Source organism: Thermomonospora curvata DSM 43183 (assembly GCF_000024385.1).
Lineage (GTDB): Bacteria > Actinomycetota > Actinomycetes > Streptosporangiales > Streptosporangiaceae > Thermomonospora > Thermomonospora curvata.
Genome location: NC_013510.1, coordinates 3,086,769 through 3,104,965, shown reverse-complemented (window position 1 = coordinate 3,104,965; position 18,197 = coordinate 3,086,769). Strand labels below are relative to the sequence as shown.

The following is an 18,197-nucleotide window of genomic DNA, read 5'->3' as shown; positions in this document are numbered from 1 at the left end:
GATGAACGCACACCTGACCGACAGCGATCGTGAAGCCCTGTGGTTGGCGCATGAGCTCCGCGAAGAGATGCGGCAGGCGCTTGAGCGGAGAGGGGTGACCAGCGCTCCCGGCGTATCCCCCTTCGTCGACTCCACAGGATGTCCCAGCGTGATCGTGCGCATGGACGCCGAGGCCGCCCGTGCCCTGACGGGCATGCTCGGCGAGCAGCGCGCGATGTCCTCCGTGGCCTCCCCCATGGCGCCGCCCGCGACGGCTCCCGCGGCGCCGCCCCCGGTGCCGCCTCCCGCGCAGCGCCGTGACGACGGCTCGCACGTGTTCCCCGCACGCGAGCCGGTCGGCTACCCCCAGCTTTGATCGCGGCCCGGCGCGTTCGCAGGGACGGCGTGTTCCCCGCTCACGCGTCGCCCCCGCAGATGAGCGCCCGCACCGCCGGCGCTCGTCCTGCGGGCATCGAGCCCTTGCCCGAGGGAGCGGCCCGCCATCGCGCCGGCCGCTCCCCGGAAAGTTCCGCGGCTTCGCCCCAGTGAGCCTTTCCGCCACGGCGCTCCCACCGGCCGCATATTGGGGACGGTGTCATGACCTGCGCCGTCGCGACCTCAGAGCCGTCTCGGCCCCCTGACCACGTGGTGAAAAGGCTCACTCATAAGCGTTCTTCGGCTTTTTGATCCTGCGCAGGCTCTGCCCGTACAGGTCGTGCATGCCCGTGGCCGGCCTGCGGGTCTTCGGCGGCCGGTAGACGCCGACCACCTGGACCCAGGTGCCGTCGGCGGGCTTGTCCAGCCCGTGCACGATCACCTGGAACGGGACGGCGTCACCGGCGCAGCAGGTCATCTTCAGCCGGGTCAGGTACCAGCCGTCGCCCTCTTTGCGGGAGCGCACGAAGCCGGTCAGCCGCACCTGCACGTCCGTCAGTCCGTTGGGCATCCCGGTCTGCGTCTCGAACGAACGGCCGATGAACTCGCCCAGCGTCATGTCGATCGGCTCGCCGGTGGGGACGAGCCGCCGGTAGCCCTCGGCGGGCGGGGAGGGCGGCGCGGCCGGACGGTCGGTGCCGCGGGCGGCGGTGAAGGACCCCAGCGCGGGCGGCGCGATCACGAAGATCGCCAGCGCGGGCAGGCACAGCAGCCACGCCACCCGCGGTCCGTGCCCGTGATCGTGCCCGTGGCCATGGCCGTGGGCGCCGTCGGGGGAGGCGCCGGGGGAGTCGTGCCAGTCGCGACGCAGCCCGGCGGCGCCGAGCGCGGCCATCGCCACCGCCGCGGCGACCAGCAGCGGCCGGAAGCCGGGTTTGACATAGTTGAGGTACTCGTCGGTCGCCAGCGTGATCCACAGCACCGCCGCGCCGAGCGTGATCAGCAGCAGGTTCTGCGCCGGCCTGCTCACTGCAGCACCCCTCCCACGACCAGGCTGACCGTCACCGCGAGCGTGAACGTCAGCGGGACGAAGCGCAGCGCGAAGCGGCGCCCGAAGAACCCGGCCTGCAACGCGATCAGCTTCAGGTCCACCATCGGCCCCACCACCAGGAAGGCCAGCTTGGCGGTGGGGGAGAACTGCGTCAGGCTGGCGGCCACGAAGGCGTCGGCCTCCGAGCAGATCGACATCAGCACCGCCAGCAGCGCCAGCGTCAGCACCGACACCACCGGCACCCCGGCCAGGCCGTCCACCCAGGAGGCGGGCACCACCACGTTGATGGTGGCCGCCGCCATGCCGCCGACCACCAAAAAGCCCCCGGCGTGCATGAGGTCGTGCCGCATCGCCTGCCGGAAGGACTCCCAGCGCGCCGCGGCCCCGGCGGCGGCGAGCGGGCGGGACGGCACGCGCAGCCACTCGCCCCGCCCCAGCAGCAGCCACGCCCAGCCGGCCAGCACGGCCACGATCAGCGAGGCGGCGAACCGGCCGAGCACCATCTGCGGCGAGTCCGGGAAGGCCACCGCGGTGGCCACCAGCACCACGGGGTTGATGGCGGGGGCGGCCAGCAGGAAGGTCAGCGCGGCGGCGGGCGCGACCCCGCGCGCCATCAGCCCTCCGGCCACCGGCACCGAAGCGCACTCGCAGCCCGGCAGCACCGCTCCCATCACCCCGGCCACCGGCACCGCGGCGCCGGAGCGGCGGGGCAGCAACCGCCGCCACACCGCCGGCGGCACGAACGCGGTGATGGCCGCCGACAGCATCACCCCGAAGACCAAAAAGGGCAGGGCCTGCACGCAGATCGCCACGAAGACGGTGGTCCAGGTCTCCAGGGCCGCCGCCTCGATTCGCGGCGCCACCCAGATCCGGCCCGCCGCCATTGCGGCCGCCAGTGCCACGAAGGCCCACAGTGCGCGGGTCCCCGGGCTCATCGTCGTGCCCGGAGCCCACTCCGGCGGCGGAAGCAACTCCTCGTCGTAGGGATCGGCTGTGTTCAGGCCGCTGCGGTCGGTCATGGCGGCCATGCTGCCAGAGCCTTCCCGGCCCGGGGGCCGAATCCCTCCTTGCGGACCGTCCCAAAAGATCTACCTGGACGGCTGAATAAACCCCCGCGTTCGGTCTGTTCTTGGTAACGGCTCCCCCAGTCGCGGTACGGCGGCGGTCAACAGGCCGTCAAGTCCGGCCGCATGACGACAAAGCCGCATAAATCAGGGCCTGCCGCCCGCCAGGTGGCGGCCCGCACCGCCGGCACCGCCGCTGAGCCGCGGCGCCCCGGTCCCTGAGACCCGTGCGGTGATCTTCCCGACTTCTCCTCGGGCCGTGAGGCCGGCGATCGCATGCCCATGCGGGCTTTTTGCGGCGAGTTCGCCCAGCCGTCCACGCGAAAGGAAATCCATTGCGCACGTCCGCCAAGCACATCGCCCTGACCGGTGTCGCCGGAGCCGTCCTGGTCACCGGGGTCACCGCCGGGACGATCGCCAAGGTGAACGCCGCCTCCGCCGCCGGCGGTCAGAGCACGGCGAGCGCCCGGCAGGACTCGGCGGACGCCCGGCGGGCCGCCCCGGGCGATTCGGGTGAGGTGCTGCTGACCGGCACCACCACCGCCTCCTACTTCTGGGACGACGGCTCTGGCATCAGGGGCGACACCGGCGCCCCCGCCAGCGGCAAACCCATGCAGAAGGGCATGTTCGCCAGCCCGAGCTGGCCGATGCTGACCAAGGTCCGCGTCACCTACGGCGGCCGCAGCGTCACCGGCTTCATCGGCGACCGCGGGCCCGGTGAGCCCTCGCACCGGGGCATCATGCTCGACCTGGACACCCACTCGTTCCGCTACCTGCTGGACGGCGGCAAGCCCAAGGACGACTACCACGCCGGCGGTGGCACGGGTCACCTCAAGGGCGTCAAGTACGAGGTCCTGGAGTGGGGACCGGGGCCGGGGGAGAAGGGCGCCCCCAAGCCGTTCGGTTCCTGACCGGAGGACCCCCGCGAGGCGGGCGGCCACGATGGCCGCCCGCCTCGCGCCGTCTCCGCCCCGCTCGGATGATCTTGAACACGGTGTCTTGTGACGCGAAGCGCGGAAAGGTTAGGCTCACCTTCGTTAGGCGAGGCTAACCTAACTGTCGTCGCCTTGGTGGGGATCTCCCCGGACGACTCGCGCGGAAAGGACACCCATGCCCCTCCCCCCGACCTGCGACTCGGCCGATCACGTGCACGATGTGGTGGGCATCGGTTTCGGCCCCTCCAACCTGGCGCTGGCCATCGCGCTGCGTGAGCACAACGCGACGGCGGCCGAAGGGGACCGGATCGAAGCGGTGTTCTTCGAACGGCAGCCGGCCTTCGGCTGGCACCGGGGAATGCTCATCGACGGCGCCACCATGCAGGTGTCCTTTCTGAAGGACCTGGTGACGATGCGCAACCCGACCAGCGAGTTCAGCTTCCTGAACTACCTGCGGGAGCGCGGCCGGCTGGCCGACTTCATCAACCACAAGACGCTCTTCCCCTCCCGCGCGGAATTCCACGACTACCTCGAATGGGCCGCCGGGCACTTCGACGGCCAGGTCGAATACGGCGCCGAGGTGGTGACGGTCCGCCCGGTGCCCGAACAGGGGCCCGCCACGGCCCTGGATGTGGTGGTCCGCCGCGGCGGCTCGGCCGACGAACTGGTCACCCACCGCACCCGCAACCTGGTGATCGCCATCGGGCTGGAGCCGGTGCTGCCGCCGGAGGCCCCGGCCGGCGAGCGCGTATGGCACAGCCACGAGCTGCTGCACCGCACCCCCGCCCTGCACGACCCCAAACGGCTGCTGGTGGTCGGAGCCGGCCAGAGCGCCGCCGAGGTCACCGAGTACCTGCACCGCACCTTCCCGGCCGCCGAGATCTGCGCGGTCTTCGCCAGGTACGGCTACACCCCCGCCGACGACAGCTCCTTCGCCAACCGCATCTTCGACCCGGAGGCGGTGGACCACTTCTACGCCGCCCCCGAGGACGTCAAGCGGATGCTGCTGGACTACCACCACTCCACCAACTACTCGGCGGTGGACATGGACCTCATCGACGAGCTGTACCGGCGCCTCTACCAGGAGAAGGTCACCGGCCGGCGGCGGCTGCGCCTGTTCAACGTCTCGCGCATCGCCGATGTGGAGGCCACCGGCTCCGCCGTCCGCGCCTGCGTGGAGTTCCTGCCGACCGGCGAGCGCACCGAGCTGGAGGCCGACGCGCTGATCTACGCCACCGGCTACCGCGTCGGAGACCCGTCCGCACTGCTGGGCGAAGTGGGGGAGCACTGCCTGCGCCGGCCCGACGGCACGCTGCGGGTGGAACGCGACTACCGGATCGCCACCACCGATGCGCTGCGCTGCGGCATCTACGTCCAGGGCGCCACCGAGCACACCCACGGCATCGCCTCGACACTGCTGTCGGTCACCGCGATCCGGGTCGGCGAGATCGTCCAATCCCTCACCGCCGCCCGCTCCGCGGCCCCCAACCCGCCTTATGCGCTCTCCCGGTGACCCGGACGGCTCCCGGCAGGGAGTGATCATCGGCCTGAGCTGAACCCCCGGCCCGCTATCGCGCCGCCTCCGAAGGCTCCTCGGAGGCGGCGATCGCTTTGGCGGCCGGAGAGCTCGTGCCCTCCGCGGACGCCTCGGCCCTGGAGGAGGCGGCCTCGGCGGCCTGCGCCCGGCCGGTGCTCGCCGGCGGATCCTCCGCCGTCACCTTGCTGCCGTCCGGTGCGATCGGCGCGGTCACCTGGGTGCGCAGGTACAGGGCGAGCACCGCGGTCAGCAGGGCGCCCGCCGCGGCGATCTGCTCCTGGGTGATGTCCCAGCCGAAGGACACGCCCAGCTGCAGCACCGCCGCCAGCAGCCCGGCGGCCGCCGGGATCGCCTTCTCCCTGGCGACGACCCAGGAGACGGCCAGGCCCATCGCCATGGTGGCCACGGCGTTGATGCCCGCCTGCTGCTCTTCGGTCAGCTCCACGCCCCAGGCGACGAGGAACTGCACGGTGATGGCGACCAGGGCCAGCCAGGCGGCCGGATCCCTGCCGAGGAGAACCTTCACTGCCCACCTCCGGGAGGGCTCGGGAGCAAGGACGCCAGGCCCGGTCACTGGGGAAATCGCTACACCGCCCGAATCGTTACGTTCGGTGATCATTCATCTGCGCTTCGTTTCCGCGAGGTGCACGCGAAGACGAACGACGCGGCGCGGCATCCGGCCCGGTGCCCAGGAGGCCGCGTGGAAATCAGCCGGGCGCCCGTCCGGGGCGGGTTTCAGGAGGCGATGATGCGCCGGGCCCTGTCGAACAGCGCGAGCGTGATGGAGTGCAGCAGGTCGCCGGTCTCCCGGGGCGCCTTGCCCGCACAGGCCCGCGCGTGCGTGCCCTCCAGCACGATGCCCAGCTTGAAACAGGCCAGCACGGTGTACCAGTCGATGGCCGTCAGATCCCGGCCCGCGACCGCCTCCGGCCGCTCGGCGTAGGCGGCCACCAGCTCGGCGGGGGAGGGCAGGCCGCCCGCCAGCCCCAGCGGCCCGGCGATCTGCGCGCTGCCGTCGCGCTCGTCCGGCCAGGTGGCCAGCAGCCAGCCCAGGTCCAGCAGCGGGTCGCCGATCGTGCACATCTCCCAGTCCACGATCGCCGCCACCTGCGGCCCGTCGTAGCGGAACATCAAGTTGGCCAGGTGGTAATCGCCGTGCATGATCCCCGGCCGCCAGTGCAACGGCCGGTTCCGCTCCAGCCAGCCGGCCACCTCCGCAAGCCCCGGGATCTGCGGGCCGGGGTAGCCCTCCAGCGCCGAGTACGAATCCAGCTCCGACAGCCACCGGCTGACCTGCCGCTCCAGGAAACCCTCCGGCCTGCCGAAGTCGCCCAGCCCGACCGCCTCGTGGTCGACCGCCCCCAGCGCGGCCAGCGCCCGCGCCGCCTCCAGCCCCATGCGGTGCCGCACGGCCGGGTCGCCGGCGTGCAGGGCGGGCAGCTCGGTGGTGGCGTTGAAGCCCTCCACCGGCGTCATCAGGTAGAACACCGCGCCGTGCATCACCTGCTCGTCCGTGCAGGCGGCGATGACGCGCGGGGCGGGCACGTCGGTGCCGTCCAGGGCCGTCAGCACCCGCGCCTCCCGGCGCAGCACGTCGTTGGTGCGCGCCCGCAGGTGCTTGGGGCCGCGCCGCAGCACGTACTCCCGTCCCCCGCGGCGCAGCCTGACCAGCACGTTCTGGGTGCCGCCGGACAGCGGCCGCACATCCTCCAGCGGCCCGCCGGGCAGGCCCTGGCCGTCCATCCACGCGGCCAGGACCTTCAGGTCCACCACGTCCGGATCGATCTGCGCGCTCACCCCACGGAGGCTAACAGCCGGCCGGTCACGGCGCGTGCAGAGCCGTCCGCCGGGGCATCCGCGATCCCGGCCGCCGGGATATCACCGGCCGGGACCCATTACGTCCTGGTAGATCAATTTTTGATCGACTTTTCCCAGGTGGGGTGTTTCTTGTAGCGTTCGAGCGCTTTCACTGTGCCGCGCCGGTCAGGCGCGCAGGGCTTGGACCAGGAAGGACGCCCACACGGCGTGAGGACATGAGCGTGCTTTTGGCATTCGTCGTGATGCTCGCGACGTGGTTCGTCACCGCGGTATGCCGCTCCGGCAGGAGGCAGGACGGTGGCGGTGGCCACCCCGAGTCCATGACCAAGGTGCTCGAACCCGAGGACGAGGAATACCTGGCCTGGCTGGCCGACCGGCACTGGCCGGCCGACGAGTACCTGGACCTGGAACGGCAATGGCGGGCCGAGCTGGCCATCGAGGGCATGCCCGACCCGCACCCGTGCCCGGGCTGCCGGCGCCGGGAGGAGGACGTGTGGCCGTGCCGGATGTGCGGGCTGCTGCTGCACGCCGGCTGCGGCCACGGCATGCGCAAGCGGCGCGTCGTACGTCCCTACCGGACCCGCGACATGCAGGCCGAGGCGGTCATCGCCGAGTGGATCTGCGTCAACTGCTCCTCGGTCGTCGCCTTGGACCTCGACCAGGAACCCGAAGAGGACTGACCTCCTCCCGGAGGAGACGCGCCGGCCCGCCCCGCGGGCGAGGCGGGCCGGAAGGCCTCAGCGGCGGGGCTGCCCGGGCAGGCCCTTGTCGAGCCCGGCCCGTCGCAGCGCGTCGGCCATCGCGCCGCCCATCAGCGGGCCGCTCTGCCCGCGGCCGCCCCGCGGACCGCCGCGTCCCTGCCTGCCGTCGCGGCGCCCGCCGCCCCGGCCCTGCCCGGAGCGCTGCCGGTCGGCCGGGTCGTCGTCCAGCCGCAGCGTCAGCGAGATCCGCTTGCGCGGGATGTCCACATCCAGCACCCGCACCTTGACGATGTCGCCGGGCTTGACCACCTCGCGCGGGTCGCTGACGTAGTTCTTGGACATCGCCGAGATGTGCACCAGCCCGTCCTGGTGCACGCCCACGTCCACGAACGCCCCGAACGCGGCCACGTTGGTGACCACGCCCTCCAGCACCATGCCGGGCTTGAGGTCCTCCAGCGTCTCCACCCCGTCGGCGAACGCCGCGGTCTTGAACGCCGGGCGCGGGTCCCGGCCGGGTTTTTCCAGCTCGGCCAGGATGTCGGTCACCGTGGGCAGCCCGAAGGTGTCATCGACGAAGTCGGCGGGCTTCAGCGACCGCAGCACCTTGGTGTTGCCGATCAGCGAGCGGATGTCGGTGCCGGTGGCGTCCAGGATCCGCCGCACCACCGGGTAGGCCTCCGGGTGCACCGCCGAGGCGTCCAGCGGGTCGTCCCCGCCGGGGATGCGCAGGAACCCGGCGCACTGCTCGAACGCCTTGGGCCCCAGCCGCGGCACCTCCTTGAGCGCCTGCCGGGTGCGGAAGGGGCCGTTGGCCTCCCGGTGGGCCACGATGTTGGCCGCCAGGCTCTCCCCGATGCCCGACACCCGGGTCAGCAGCGGCACCGAAGCGGTGTTGACGTCCACCCCGACGGCGTTCACGCAGTCTTCCACCACCGCGTCCAGCGACCGCGACAGCTTGGTCTCCGACACGTCGTGCTGGTACTGGCCCACCCCGATCGACTTGGGGTCGATCTTGACCAGCTCGGCCAGCGGGTCCTGCAGCCGGCGGGCGATGGAGACCGCACCGCGCAGCGACACGTCCAGATCCGGCAGCTCCTGGGCGGCGTAGGCGGAGGCCGAGTACACCGACGCGCCCGCCTCCGAGACCACCACCTTGGTCAGCTTCAGCTCCGGGTGCCGCTTGATCAGCTCCCCGGCCAGGCGGTCGGTCTCCCGGGAGGCGGTGCCGTTGCCGATGGCCACCAGCTCCACCGCGTGCTTCTTGGCGAGGGCGGCCAGCACCGCGATCGACTCGTCCCAGCGGCGCTGCGGCTCGTGCGGGTAGATGGTCGCGGTGTCGACGACCTTGCCGGTGCCGTCCACCACCGCCACCTTCACCCCGGTGCGCAGCCCCGGGTCCAGCCCCATGGTGGGACGGGTGCCGGCCGGCGCGGCCAGCAGCAGATCCCGCAGATTGGCGGCGAACACCCGCACCGCCTCGTCCTCGGCCTCGGTGCGCAGCCGGGTCCGCAGGTCGATGCCCAAATGCACCAGGATGCGGGTGCGCCAGGCCCAGCGCACCGTCTCGGTCAGCCACCGGTCGGCGGGCCGCCCCCGGTCGGCGATGCCGAACGTCTCGGCGATCTTGCGCTCGTACCAGGACGGGCCGGGCGCGGCGGCGGCCTCATCGTCGGCCTCCGGCGACAGCTCCAGGTCGAGGATCTCCTCCTTCTCCCCGCGGAACATCGCCAGGATCCGGTGCGAGGGCAGCTCGGTGAACGGCTCGGAGAAGTCGAAGTAGTCGGCGAACTTGGCGCCGGCCTCCTCCTTGCCCTCGCGCACCCGCGAGATCAGCCGCCCGTGCGTCCACATCCGCTCCCGCAGCGCCCCGATCAGGTCGGCGTGCTCGGCGAACCGCTCCACCAGGATCGCCCGCGCCCCCTCCAGCGCCGCGTTCGCGTCGGCCACGCCCTTGTCGGGGTCCACGAACGCCGCGGCGGCGGTCTGCGGGTCCTGGGCGGGGTCGCTCAAGAGCCCGTCGGCCAGCGGCTCCAGCCCCGCCTCCCGGGCGATCTGCGCCTTGGTGCGCCGCTTGGGCTTGTACGGCAGGTAGATGTCCTCCAGCCGGGCCTTGGAGTCGGCCTGGCGGATCTGCTGCTCCAGCTCCTCGGTGAGCTTGCCCTGGGAGCGGATCGACTCCAGGATCGCCTCTTTGCGTTCCTCCAGCTCGCGCAGGTAGCGCAGCCGTTCTTCCAACCGGCGCAGCTGGGTGTCGTCCAGCCCGCCGGTCGCCTCCTTGCGGTAGCGGGCGATGAACGGCACCGTGGCGCCGCCGTCCAGCAGTTCCACGGCCACCCGGACCTGGTGCTCGCGCACCCCGAGCTCTTCGGCGATCCGCAGGTACAGCGCGTTGCCGGAGCCGCCGGGGGCTCCGGTCTGGGACATCGTCACGATCTCGATCCGCCTTCTGTTCCGTTGACGGCACAGCATTGTGCAGGTGATCGGGCCGCTTGTCGCGCCGATGCCCGTCTTCCGCCGGTCCGTCCGGTGCCGTACCGTCGTGACATGGGAAGGCCGTTGATCCTGCGGCGGCGGCGCGTTCTGACGGCGCTAGCGGCGCGTCCAGTCCGGTTGCAGGAAGTCCGCCACCCGGGCGTGCCGGCCCAGCAGCACCACCTCGCGGAACTGCCACAGCATCGCCCCGGTGGGGGCGTGGATCGTCATCCGCGGGCCCAGCGTCATCTGCAGCAGCCGCCCGCCGTCCAGCTGCGGCACCCAGCGCACCGCGTCGTCGGCGGCCAGCCGGGTCAGCGGGACGTGGTGCACCGAGCGCACCTCGCCGGGGTTGGGACGCAGCGGCCCCGGCTCCGGCAGCGCCAGCACCAGCGGGGCGATGACGAACCCGGAGGCGGCGGGGAAGTCGTCCAGTCTGCCCAGCACGTGCTCCGGCCCGGCGGCCAGGCCGATCTCCTCTTGCAGCTCGCGCAACGCGGCCTGCAGATCGCCTTCCCCCTCATCCACCCGTCCGCCCGGCAGCCCCCACTGGCCGGGATTGCGTCCCCGGTCCGCCCGCTTGATCACGATCACCGACGGGACGTCCGCCTCCGGGACCACGCACAGGGCCACGGCCGCCCGCCGCACTCCCGGACCGCCCTCCAGCGCCAGGCGCCGGTGCGCGGCCAGCCGGTCACGGGCCACGGAGATGAACGCGGGAAGGCCGGTGAGATGGTCGCTGCTCATCGAAGAATCTTCTCAAGCCGCCCCCAATGCGGCACCGGCGGCATGGTCCTCTCCGCCGGGCCGCGGGAAGTCCCGGTGCGCTTTCGGTCAGCTGGTTTCCCCGGCTTCGAGGGCCTCGACGGCCTCCGGTGCGCGCCACGCCGGGGCGCGGCATCGTCTCCGCCTCCGGAATACCCGCCCTGATCTGCGGAAACGATGTGCTTCGAAGAGCGCGGCGCGGCGGATTTCCCCAAAAACCCTCGAACATATGTTCCAGGATGGGATGCTGGTGCGCACCGGATCAGGTGAGGAGGACGACCATGGACCTCAGGCCCTTGATGGCGCCGGCCGCCGAGGCCGCCATCGCGATCGTGGCGGACATCGACGACGCCCGGCTCGGCGACCCCACCCCCTGCCCCGACTTCGACGTCCGCGCCCTGCTGAACCACCTGGCCAAATGGACCGGCGAGCGCGCCTGGGCGGCCGCCCGCAAGCAGCCGCCGCCCGGCTCCGACGGGCCGGACCTGACCGCCGAACCCGGCTGGGCGGCCCGCTACGCCGAGCAGGCCCGGCGCACCGCGGCGGCCTGGTCCGAACCGGACGCCTGGGAGGGCGCCGCCAACCTGACCGGCCAGGCGGAGATGCCCGCCCCGTTCGTCGGCGGCATCCTGTTCGTGGAGTTCCTGGTGCACGGCTGGGACCTGGCCGTGGCCACCGGCCGCAAGGCCGCCTTCGGGGACGACCTGGAGCGGGCGCTGCTGGGGCACGTGCAGACCATGGCCGACACGGCGCGCAAGTTCGGCGCGTTCGGCCCCGAGGTCCCCGTCCCGCCGTCGGCGTCGCCGCTGGAGCGCGCCCTGGGCCTGGCCGGCCGCGACCCGCACTGGACGCCCTGACCGCCCCGCCGGCCGCGGACGAGGCGAGGGAGGTCCCCGGAAAGCCCTAGGCTTATCCCCATGTCGACGTCTCCGATCCGTGTACGCTTCGCACCTTCCCCGACCGGCATGTTCCACGTCGGCGGGGCCCGTTCCGCCCTGTTCAACTGGGTGATGGCCCGGCAGTCCCAAGGGACGCTGGTGTTGCGGATCGAAGACACCGACGCCTCCCGCAACAAGCCCGAGTGGACCGAAGGCATCATCCGGGCGCTGGCGTGGCTGGGCATCGACTCCGGCGAGTACGAGGGCCCCTACTTCCAGTCCCAGAACATCGAAGAGCACCACAAGGCGCTGCACACCCTGCTGGAGCAGGGCCGCGCCTACTACTGCGACTGCACCCGCGAGGACGTGACCGCCCGCACCGGCGACCCCAACAAGGGCTACGACGGCCACTGCCGCGACCGCGGTCTCGGCCCCGGCGAGGGCCGCGCGGTCCGCTTCCGCACCCCCGATGAGGGGCAGACCGTGGTGGTCGACCTGATCCGCGGCAAGCCCACCTTCGAGAACCGGGTGCTGGAGGACTTCGTCATCGCCCGCTCCAACGGGACGGTGCCGTTCCTGCTGGCCAACGTGGTCGACGACATCACCCAGCGCATCACCCACGTGGTCCGCGGCGAGGAGCACCTGTCCAACACCCCCAAGCAGCAGCTGCTGTGGGAGGCGCTGGGGCACCGCCCGCCGGTGTGGGCGCACGTCCCCGTGATCGTCAACGAGAAGCGCCAGAAGCTGTCCAAGCGCCGCGACAAGGTCGCCCTGGAGGACTACCAGGCCGAGGGCTACCTGCCGGAGGCGATGCGCAACTACCTGATGCTGCTGGGCTGGGCCCCCTCCGGGGACCGCGAGGTGGTGCCCTGGGAGGTCATCGAGCGGGAGTTCCGCATCGAGGACGTCAACGCCTCCCCGGCGTTCTTCGACGTCAAGAAGCTCCGGGCGATCAACGGCGACTACATCCGGGCGCTGTCGGTGGAGGAGTTCATCGACGCCTGCCGCCCGTTCCTGGAGAAGGCCCCCTTCAAGGTCGACATGGACGTCTTCGCCCGCCTGGCCGAGCTGGCCCAGACCCGCGTGGCGGTGCTGTCGGAGATCATCCCCATGGTCGACTTCGCCTTCCTGGACGAGCCGGTCTTCGACGAGCAGTCCTGGAACAAGGCCATGAAGGACCCGGCCGCCCAGATCCTGGCCGCCGCCGAGGACGCCTACCGCGACGCCCCCTGGCAGGCCGACGAGCTGAAGACCCGCCTGGAGCAGGTCGGCGCAACCTTCGGCCTCAAGCTCGGCAAGGCCCAGGCCCCCGTCCGCGTCGCCGTCACCGGCCGCACCGTCGGCCTCCCCCTGTTCGAATCCCTGGAAGTCCTGGGCCGCGAGGCCACCTTGACCCGCATCGCCGCCGCCCGCGCCCGCCTGGAGAGCTGACCCGCCCGCTCACGCCGTCCGCCCGCCTCACCCAAGACCGGGCGGACGGCGTGAACGTGCACTGAACCTTTTCACATCCTCTGGCCGGGTCCCGAAGCGGCCGTCCAGTGGCTGCGTGACCTGCGCGAAGAGTGGCCGGCCGCGCTGGAGCGGCTCACCGGCGCCGAACTGGACGCCACCGCTCCCTTCCCCTGGCGGGACGACCCCGCGCACACCGTCGCCCACATGATCGCCTGGGTGAACGCCGAGCTGGTGAAGAACGTCGCCGAGATCGGCCGGCTTCGCCTGCTGCGCGCCGCCGCCCCCAAATACAGCGTCCCGGCCGCCTCCACCTTGCCCCGGGACGGGCCGTGGACCTTCCGGGTACCGTCATACCGGGGCAGTCCGGACGCCCCATCTTGTGATGCGGCCCGAATGCTCCAGTGACCACCCGGGCTGGAGAACAGGCGAGCGGCCCTCGGGGGCGCCGCGTCAGAGGGCCGGGCCGCCGGGGCCGGGCAGCCTGTCGAGGGTGCCCTGCAGGGCGTCCACTCGGCGGGCCAGTTCCTCCACCGCAGGGCGCAGGTGGGCCGGGGATTCCTTCAGCACCGTGTCGACCTGTTCGGAGATCTCCGCCACGCGGGAGGTCAGCTCGCCATGCGGCAGCGGCAGCGGGCCTTCGGGGACCTCGGCCCGAGCCCGCAGCAGGGCCGCCTGCTCGCGGAGCAGGGCCGCCTGTTCGCGCAGTTGGCGGTTCTTGCGGTGCAGCTCCACGAACACCGACACCTTGGCGCGCAGCACCCACGGGTCGAACGGCTTGGCGATGAAGTCCACCGCGCCGGCGGCGTACCCGCGGAAGGCGTAGTCGGGGTCGCTGTCGACCGCCGTCAAGAAGATGATCGGCACGTCCCGGGTCTTCTTGCGGCGTTTGATGTCACGGGCCGTTTCGAACCCGTCCATCCCCGGCATCACCACATCCAGCAGGATCACCGCGTACTCGTCGGTGAGCAGCGCCTTGAGCGCCTCTTCTCCGCTGCGGGCGCGCACCAGGTCCTGGTCCAGGGAACTGAGGATCGCCTCCAGCGCGACGAGGTTCTCCTCACGATCGTCCACGAGAAGGATCTTGGCCTTGTCATCCACGCCTGGGGTCTCCTGATCATGGTCGGCGCCGGGCGGGCCCGGCGCTCAGCGCGCCGCGGAGCGCCGCAGCCACGTTCGCATGATGTCCAGCAGGTGATCCACGTCCACCGGTTTGGGGATGTAGTCGGACGCCCCCGAGGCCAGGCTCTTCTCCCGGTCGCCCTTCATCGCCTTGGCGGTGATGACGATGATCGGCAGGTCGGTGAACTGCGGCATCCCGCGGATCGCCTCGGTGGTGGCGTACCCGTCCAGGCCCGGCATCATCACGTCCATGAGCACCAGCGCCACGTCCGGGTTGCGCTGCAGCAGGTCGATGCCGGCCTGGCCGTCCTCGGCGTACAGCACCTCCATGCCGTAGCCCTCCAGCACGCTGGCCAGTGCGAAGACATTGCGCACATCGTCGTCGACGATCAGCACTTTGCGGCCGGACAGCACCGCATCCAGATGCTCGGCCGGCGGGTCCTCCAGGAAGCCCGCCGACCGGGCCGCGCCGCCGACCGCCGGACGCTCGGAGGAGACCGGCGGGTCGATCGCCACGGCGGCGGGCGGCGGATCCTGCGGTACGGCCGCTGCGGGCGGCTCGGCCGCCGCCGGCTGGGCGGTCCCGCTCTCCCGGTACTGGACGGGCAGGTAGAGGGTGAACTTGCTGCCCTTGCCCACCCGGCTTTGGGCGTGGATCTCCCCGCCCAGCAGGTGGGCGATGTTGCGGCTGATCGACAGGCCCAGCCCGGTGCCTCCGTAGCGGCGGCTGGTGGTGCCGTCCGCCTGCTGGAACGCCTCGAAGATCACCTGCAGTTTGTCCTCGCTGATGCCGATCCCGGTGTCGCTGACCTCGAAACCGATCACCAGCGGCGCCTCTCGCAGCGCCGGCGCGGTGAACTCCACGCCCTCGGCGGGTGCGATGGTCAGCCGCACCCGGCCTTCGGAGGTGAACTTGACCGCGTTCGACAGCAGGTTGCGCAGTACCTGCTGCAGCCGCTGCTCGTCGGTGAACAGCACCTCGGGCACCTGCGGGGAGACCTCGACGGCGAAGTCCAGCCCCTTGTCGACCGCCAGCGGCCGGAACGTGGCGTCCACGTAGTCGACCAGCTTGGTGAACGCCAGCGGCTGGGGGTGCACCTCCATCTTGCCGGCCTCCACCTTCGACAGGTCGAGGATGTCGTTGATCAGCTGCAGCAGGTCGGTGCCGGAGTCGTGGATGGTCTTGGCGAACTCCACCTGCTTGGGGGTCAAATTGCCCTCGGGGTTCTCCGACAGCAGCTTGGCCAGCACCAGCAGGCTGTTGAGCGGCGTGCGCAGCTCGTGCGACATGTTCGCCAGGAACTCCGACTTGTAGCGCGACGACAGCGCCAGCTGCTCGGCCCGCTCCTCCAGGGTGCGGCGGGCCTGCTCGATCTGGAAGTTCTGGATCTCGATCGCCCGGTTCTGCTTGGCCAGCAGCGCCGCCTTCTCCTCCAGCTCGGCGTTGGAGCGGCGCAGCTCGGCCTGCTGGCGCTGCAGCTCATCGGAGCGTTCCTGCAGCTGCTGCGCCAGCCGCTGGGACTCGGCCAGCAGCGCCTCGGTGCGGGAGTTGGCGTTGATGGCGTTGATGGTCACCCCGAGGTTCTCGGTGAACTGGTCGAAGAACGCCAGGTGCGTGTCGGTGAACCCGCTGAAGGAGGCCAGCTCGATGGCCCCCTGCACCTGGCCTTCGAACAGGATCGGCAGCACGATGACGTGCGTGGCCGGCGCCTGCCCCAGCCCCGAGCGGACGGTGACGTAGTCGGGCGGCGCATCGTCGACCAGGATCGTGCGCCGCTCCAGCGCCGCCTGCCCGACCAGGCCCTCGCCCATCCGGAACGCCACCGCGTCCGGCTCGGCCCGCACCCCGTACCCGGCGATGAGCGCCAGCTCGCTCTCCCCGTCCGCACCCGGACGGGCCAGGTAGAACGCGCCGTAGTTGGCCGAGACGGTCTGGGCCAGCTCACTCATGATCAGCTGCGCCAGCTGCGTGACGTCCCGGTGGCCCTGCAGCATCCCGCCGATGCGGGCCAGGTTGGACTTCAGCCAGTCCTGCTCCCGGTTGGCCCGCGTGGTCTCGCGCAGCGTCGCCACCATCAAATTGACGTTGTCCTTCAGCTCGGCGACCTCGCCGGCGGCCTCCACCGTGATCTCCCGGCTCAGATCGCCGCTGGCCACCGCGCTGGTGACCGCGGCGATCGCCCGCACCTGGGTGGTCAGGTTGGAGGCCAGCTCGTTGACGTTCTCGGTCAGGCGCTTCCAGGTGCCCGAGACCCCCTCGACCTTGGCCTGCCCGCCCAGGCGTCCCTCGGTGCCGACTTCGCGGGCCACCCGCGTCACCTCGTCGGCGAACGCCGACAGGGTGTCGACCATCGTGTTGATCGTCGTCTTCAGCTCCAGGATCTCCCCGCGCGCATCGACGTCGATCTTCTTGGTCAGGTCCCCGTGCGCCACCGCCGTGGTGACTTGTGCGATGTTGCGGACTTGGTAGGTGAGGTTGGAGGCCATGCCGTTGACGTTGTTGGTGAGGTCTTTCCAGACCCCCGACACGCCGCGCACCTGCGCCTGTCCGCCCAGGCGCCCTTCGGTGCCGACCTCCCGTGCCACTCGGGTGACTTCGTCGGCGAAGGCCGACAGGCGGTCGACCATGGTGTTGAGGGTGTCTTTGAGGTCGGCGATTTCGCCTTGGGCGTCGACGGTGATCTTTTTGGAGAGGTCTCCGTTGGCGACGGCGGTGGCCACCTGAGTGATGTTGCGGACTTGGTAGGTGAGGTTGGAGGCCATGCCGTTGACGTTGTTGGTGAGGTCTTTCCAGACGCCGGAGACGCCGTGGACTTGGGCTTGGCCGCCGAGGCGTCCTTCGGTGCCGACTTCGCGGGCTACTCGGGTGACTTCGTCGGCGAAGGCCGACAGGCGGTCGACCATGGTGTTGAGGGTGTCTTTGAGGTCGGCGATTTCGCCTTGGGCGTCGACGGTGATCTTTTTGGAGAGGTCTCCGTTGGCGACGGCGGTGGCCACTTGTGCGATGTTGCGGACTTGGTAGGTGAGGTTGGAGGCCATGCCGTTGACGTTGTTGGTGAGGTCTTTCCAGACCCCCGACACGCCGCGCACCTGCGCCTGCCCGCCCAGGCGCCCCTCGGTGCCGACCTCGCGGGCCACCCGCGTCACCTCGTCGGCGAACGCCGAGAGCTGATCGACCATCGTGTTCACGGTGAGCTTGAGTTCCTGCAGCTCACCCACGGCCTCCACGGTGACCTTGCGGGTCAGATCGCCCTTGGCGACCGCCGTCGTCACCGCCGCGATGTCCCGCACCTGCGCGGTCAGCCGTCCCGCCATCACGTTCACCGCGCTGGTGACCTCGCGCCAGCGGCCCGACTGGCCGCGCAGCGGCGCCTGCCCGCCCAGCCGGCCCTCCACGCCGACCTCCCGGGCCACCTGGGTGACCTCCCAGGCGAAATTGTCCAGCTGCTCGACCATGTGGTTGACCGACTTGGCCATCCGCAGCACCTCACCGCGCATGGGACGGCCGCGGAACCGCAATTCCAGCCGCTGAGAAAGATCACCGGCGGCCACCGCCTCGACCACCCGGGCGATTCCGGTGGACAGTTCGGTCAGCTTGTCGATGATCGCATTAGCGTCCTCGACGGTGCTCACCCACGCGCCCCGCGCGGCCGGCGGCGACAACCGCTCCCGCAGATGACCTTCACGGCCCAGCTCCCGGCGCACCCGGGCCATTTCACCGGCCACATGAGCACCGTTGGCACGAATCTCCTCCACGAGCGCGGCGGCCTCGGCCAACGCCCCGTCGGCGGGCACCTCCACCGACGCCCGAAAACGACCGTCGCGCAGCGCGGCCAGCGCCTTGAGCAGCGGAGCAAGATCGGCATCGCTGTAGCGCGGCGTGGCGTCCCGCTGCGAAACGGCCGGACGTCCCGTGCGAGAGGCGGTCTGCGGCATAGTCTTTTCCTCCTGGCCCGCGCTCACCGAGTCCGGGATCTGCGGACACTCCCGTTGGGCCGTACATTTGCAGTCTGTCACGATGACTGGGATCCATATCGCCTCTTGAACCGGG

The 18,197-nt window shown here is 71.2% G+C and carries 15 protein-coding genes; 7 read left to right on the top strand and 8 right to left on the bottom strand.

The window, feature by feature from the left end:
• Position 1 precedes the first annotated feature (1 nt).
• A complete protein-coding gene (locus tag TCUR_RS13125; protein WP_012852994.1) occupies positions 2–355 on the top strand; it encodes a hypothetical protein in 354 nt (117 codons plus the stop codon).
• Positions 356–637: 282 nt separating this feature from the next.
• Here TCUR_RS13125 and TCUR_RS13120 read toward each other — a convergent pair whose 3' ends face one another.
• Both TCUR_RS13120 and TCUR_RS13115 read right to left on the bottom strand, forming a co-directional pair.
• A complete protein-coding gene (locus TCUR_RS13120; protein WP_012852993.1) occupies positions 638–1,384 on the bottom strand; it encodes a TIGR03943 family putative permease subunit in 747 nt (248 codons plus the stop codon).
• The gene (locus TCUR_RS13115) at positions 1,381–2,433 is read right to left on the bottom strand and encodes a permease (protein WP_012852992.1); all 1,053 of its coding nucleotides are present in this window, start codon (positions 2,431–2,433) and stop codon (positions 1,381–1,383) included. Before TCUR_RS13115 ends, TCUR_RS13120 begins: the two co-directional genes overlap by 4 nt.
• Before the next feature lie 371 nt (positions 2,434–2,804).
• Between TCUR_RS13115 and TCUR_RS13110 the strand changes: the two genes are divergently transcribed.
• On the top strand, positions 2,805–3,380 hold the full coding sequence (locus TCUR_RS13110; RefSeq protein WP_012852991.1) for an RlpA-like double-psi beta-barrel domain-containing protein: 576 nt from the start codon (positions 2,805–2,807) through the stop codon (positions 3,378–3,380).
• Between the two features lie 199 nt (positions 3,381–3,579).
• The gene (locus TCUR_RS13105; RefSeq protein WP_012852990.1) at positions 3,580–4,917 is read left to right on the top strand and encodes a lysine N(6)-hydroxylase/L-ornithine N(5)-oxygenase family protein; all 1,338 of its coding nucleotides are present in this window, start codon (positions 3,580–3,582) and stop codon (positions 4,915–4,917) included.
• Between the two features lie 55 nt (positions 4,918–4,972).
• On the opposite strand, the gene TCUR_RS13100 is transcribed toward TCUR_RS13105, so the two are convergent.
• Complete coding sequence (locus TCUR_RS13100) at positions 4,973–5,467, bottom strand: hypothetical protein (protein WP_012852989.1); 495 nt, start codon at positions 5,465–5,467, stop codon at positions 4,973–4,975.
• 209 nt (positions 5,468–5,676) lie between these two features.
• A complete protein-coding gene (locus TCUR_RS13095) occupies positions 5,677–6,738 on the bottom strand; it encodes a phosphotransferase family protein (RefSeq protein ID WP_012852988.1) in 1,062 nt (353 codons plus the stop codon).
• A gap of 236 nt (positions 6,739–6,974) precedes the next feature.
• Here TCUR_RS13095 and TCUR_RS27340 point away from each other — a divergent pair, with 236 nt between their 5' ends.
• A complete protein-coding gene (locus TCUR_RS27340) occupies positions 6,975–7,439 on the top strand; it encodes a hypothetical protein (RefSeq protein ID WP_041439684.1) in 465 nt (154 codons plus the stop codon).
• Between the two features lie 57 nt (positions 7,440–7,496).
• Here the strand turns inward: TCUR_RS27340 and TCUR_RS13085 are convergent, their stop codons facing one another.
• Together TCUR_RS13085 and TCUR_RS13080 are read right to left on the bottom strand one after the other, a co-directional pair.
• Entirely contained in the window at positions 7,497–9,884 is a 2,388-nt protein-coding gene (locus TCUR_RS13085; RefSeq protein ID WP_012852986.1) for a Tex family protein, read from the bottom strand.
• 165 nt (positions 9,885–10,049) lie between these two features.
• Entirely contained in the window at positions 10,050–10,679 is a 630-nt protein-coding gene (locus tag TCUR_RS13080) for an NUDIX hydrolase (RefSeq protein ID WP_012852985.1), read from the bottom strand.
• 299 nt (positions 10,680–10,978) lie between these two features.
• On the opposite strand from TCUR_RS13080, the gene TCUR_RS13075 reads away from it, so the two are divergent.
• From TCUR_RS13075 to TCUR_RS28370, 3 genes are all read left to right on the top strand, one after another.
• Positions 10,979–11,554 carry a TIGR03086 family metal-binding protein gene (locus tag TCUR_RS13075; protein ID WP_012852984.1) on the top strand — a complete coding sequence of 192 codons (576 nt, stop codon included), beginning with the start codon at positions 10,979–10,981 and terminating at the stop codon, positions 11,552–11,554.
• Positions 11,555–11,614: 60 nt separating this feature from the next.
• Positions 11,615–13,006 (top strand): glutamate--tRNA ligase, encoded by a 1,392-nt coding sequence (gene gltX / locus TCUR_RS13070; RefSeq protein WP_012852983.1) that lies wholly within the window; start codon positions 11,615–11,617, stop codon positions 13,004–13,006.
• 75 nt (positions 13,007–13,081) lie between these two features.
• A complete protein-coding gene (locus TCUR_RS28370; RefSeq protein WP_083789848.1) occupies positions 13,082–13,432 on the top strand; it encodes a DinB family protein in 351 nt (116 codons plus the stop codon).
• 45 nt (positions 13,433–13,477) lie between these two features.
• Here TCUR_RS28370 and TCUR_RS13060 read toward each other — a convergent pair whose 3' ends face one another.
• Positions 13,478–14,125 (bottom strand): response regulator, encoded by a 648-nt coding sequence (locus TCUR_RS13060; protein ID WP_012852982.1) that lies wholly within the window; start codon positions 14,123–14,125, stop codon positions 13,478–13,480.
• A gap of 45 nt (positions 14,126–14,170) precedes the next feature.
• On the bottom strand, positions 14,171–18,082 hold the full coding sequence (locus tag TCUR_RS13055; RefSeq protein WP_012852981.1) for a HAMP domain-containing protein: 3,912 nt from the start codon (positions 18,080–18,082) through the stop codon (positions 14,171–14,173).
• Positions 18,083–18,197 lie beyond the last annotated feature (115 nt).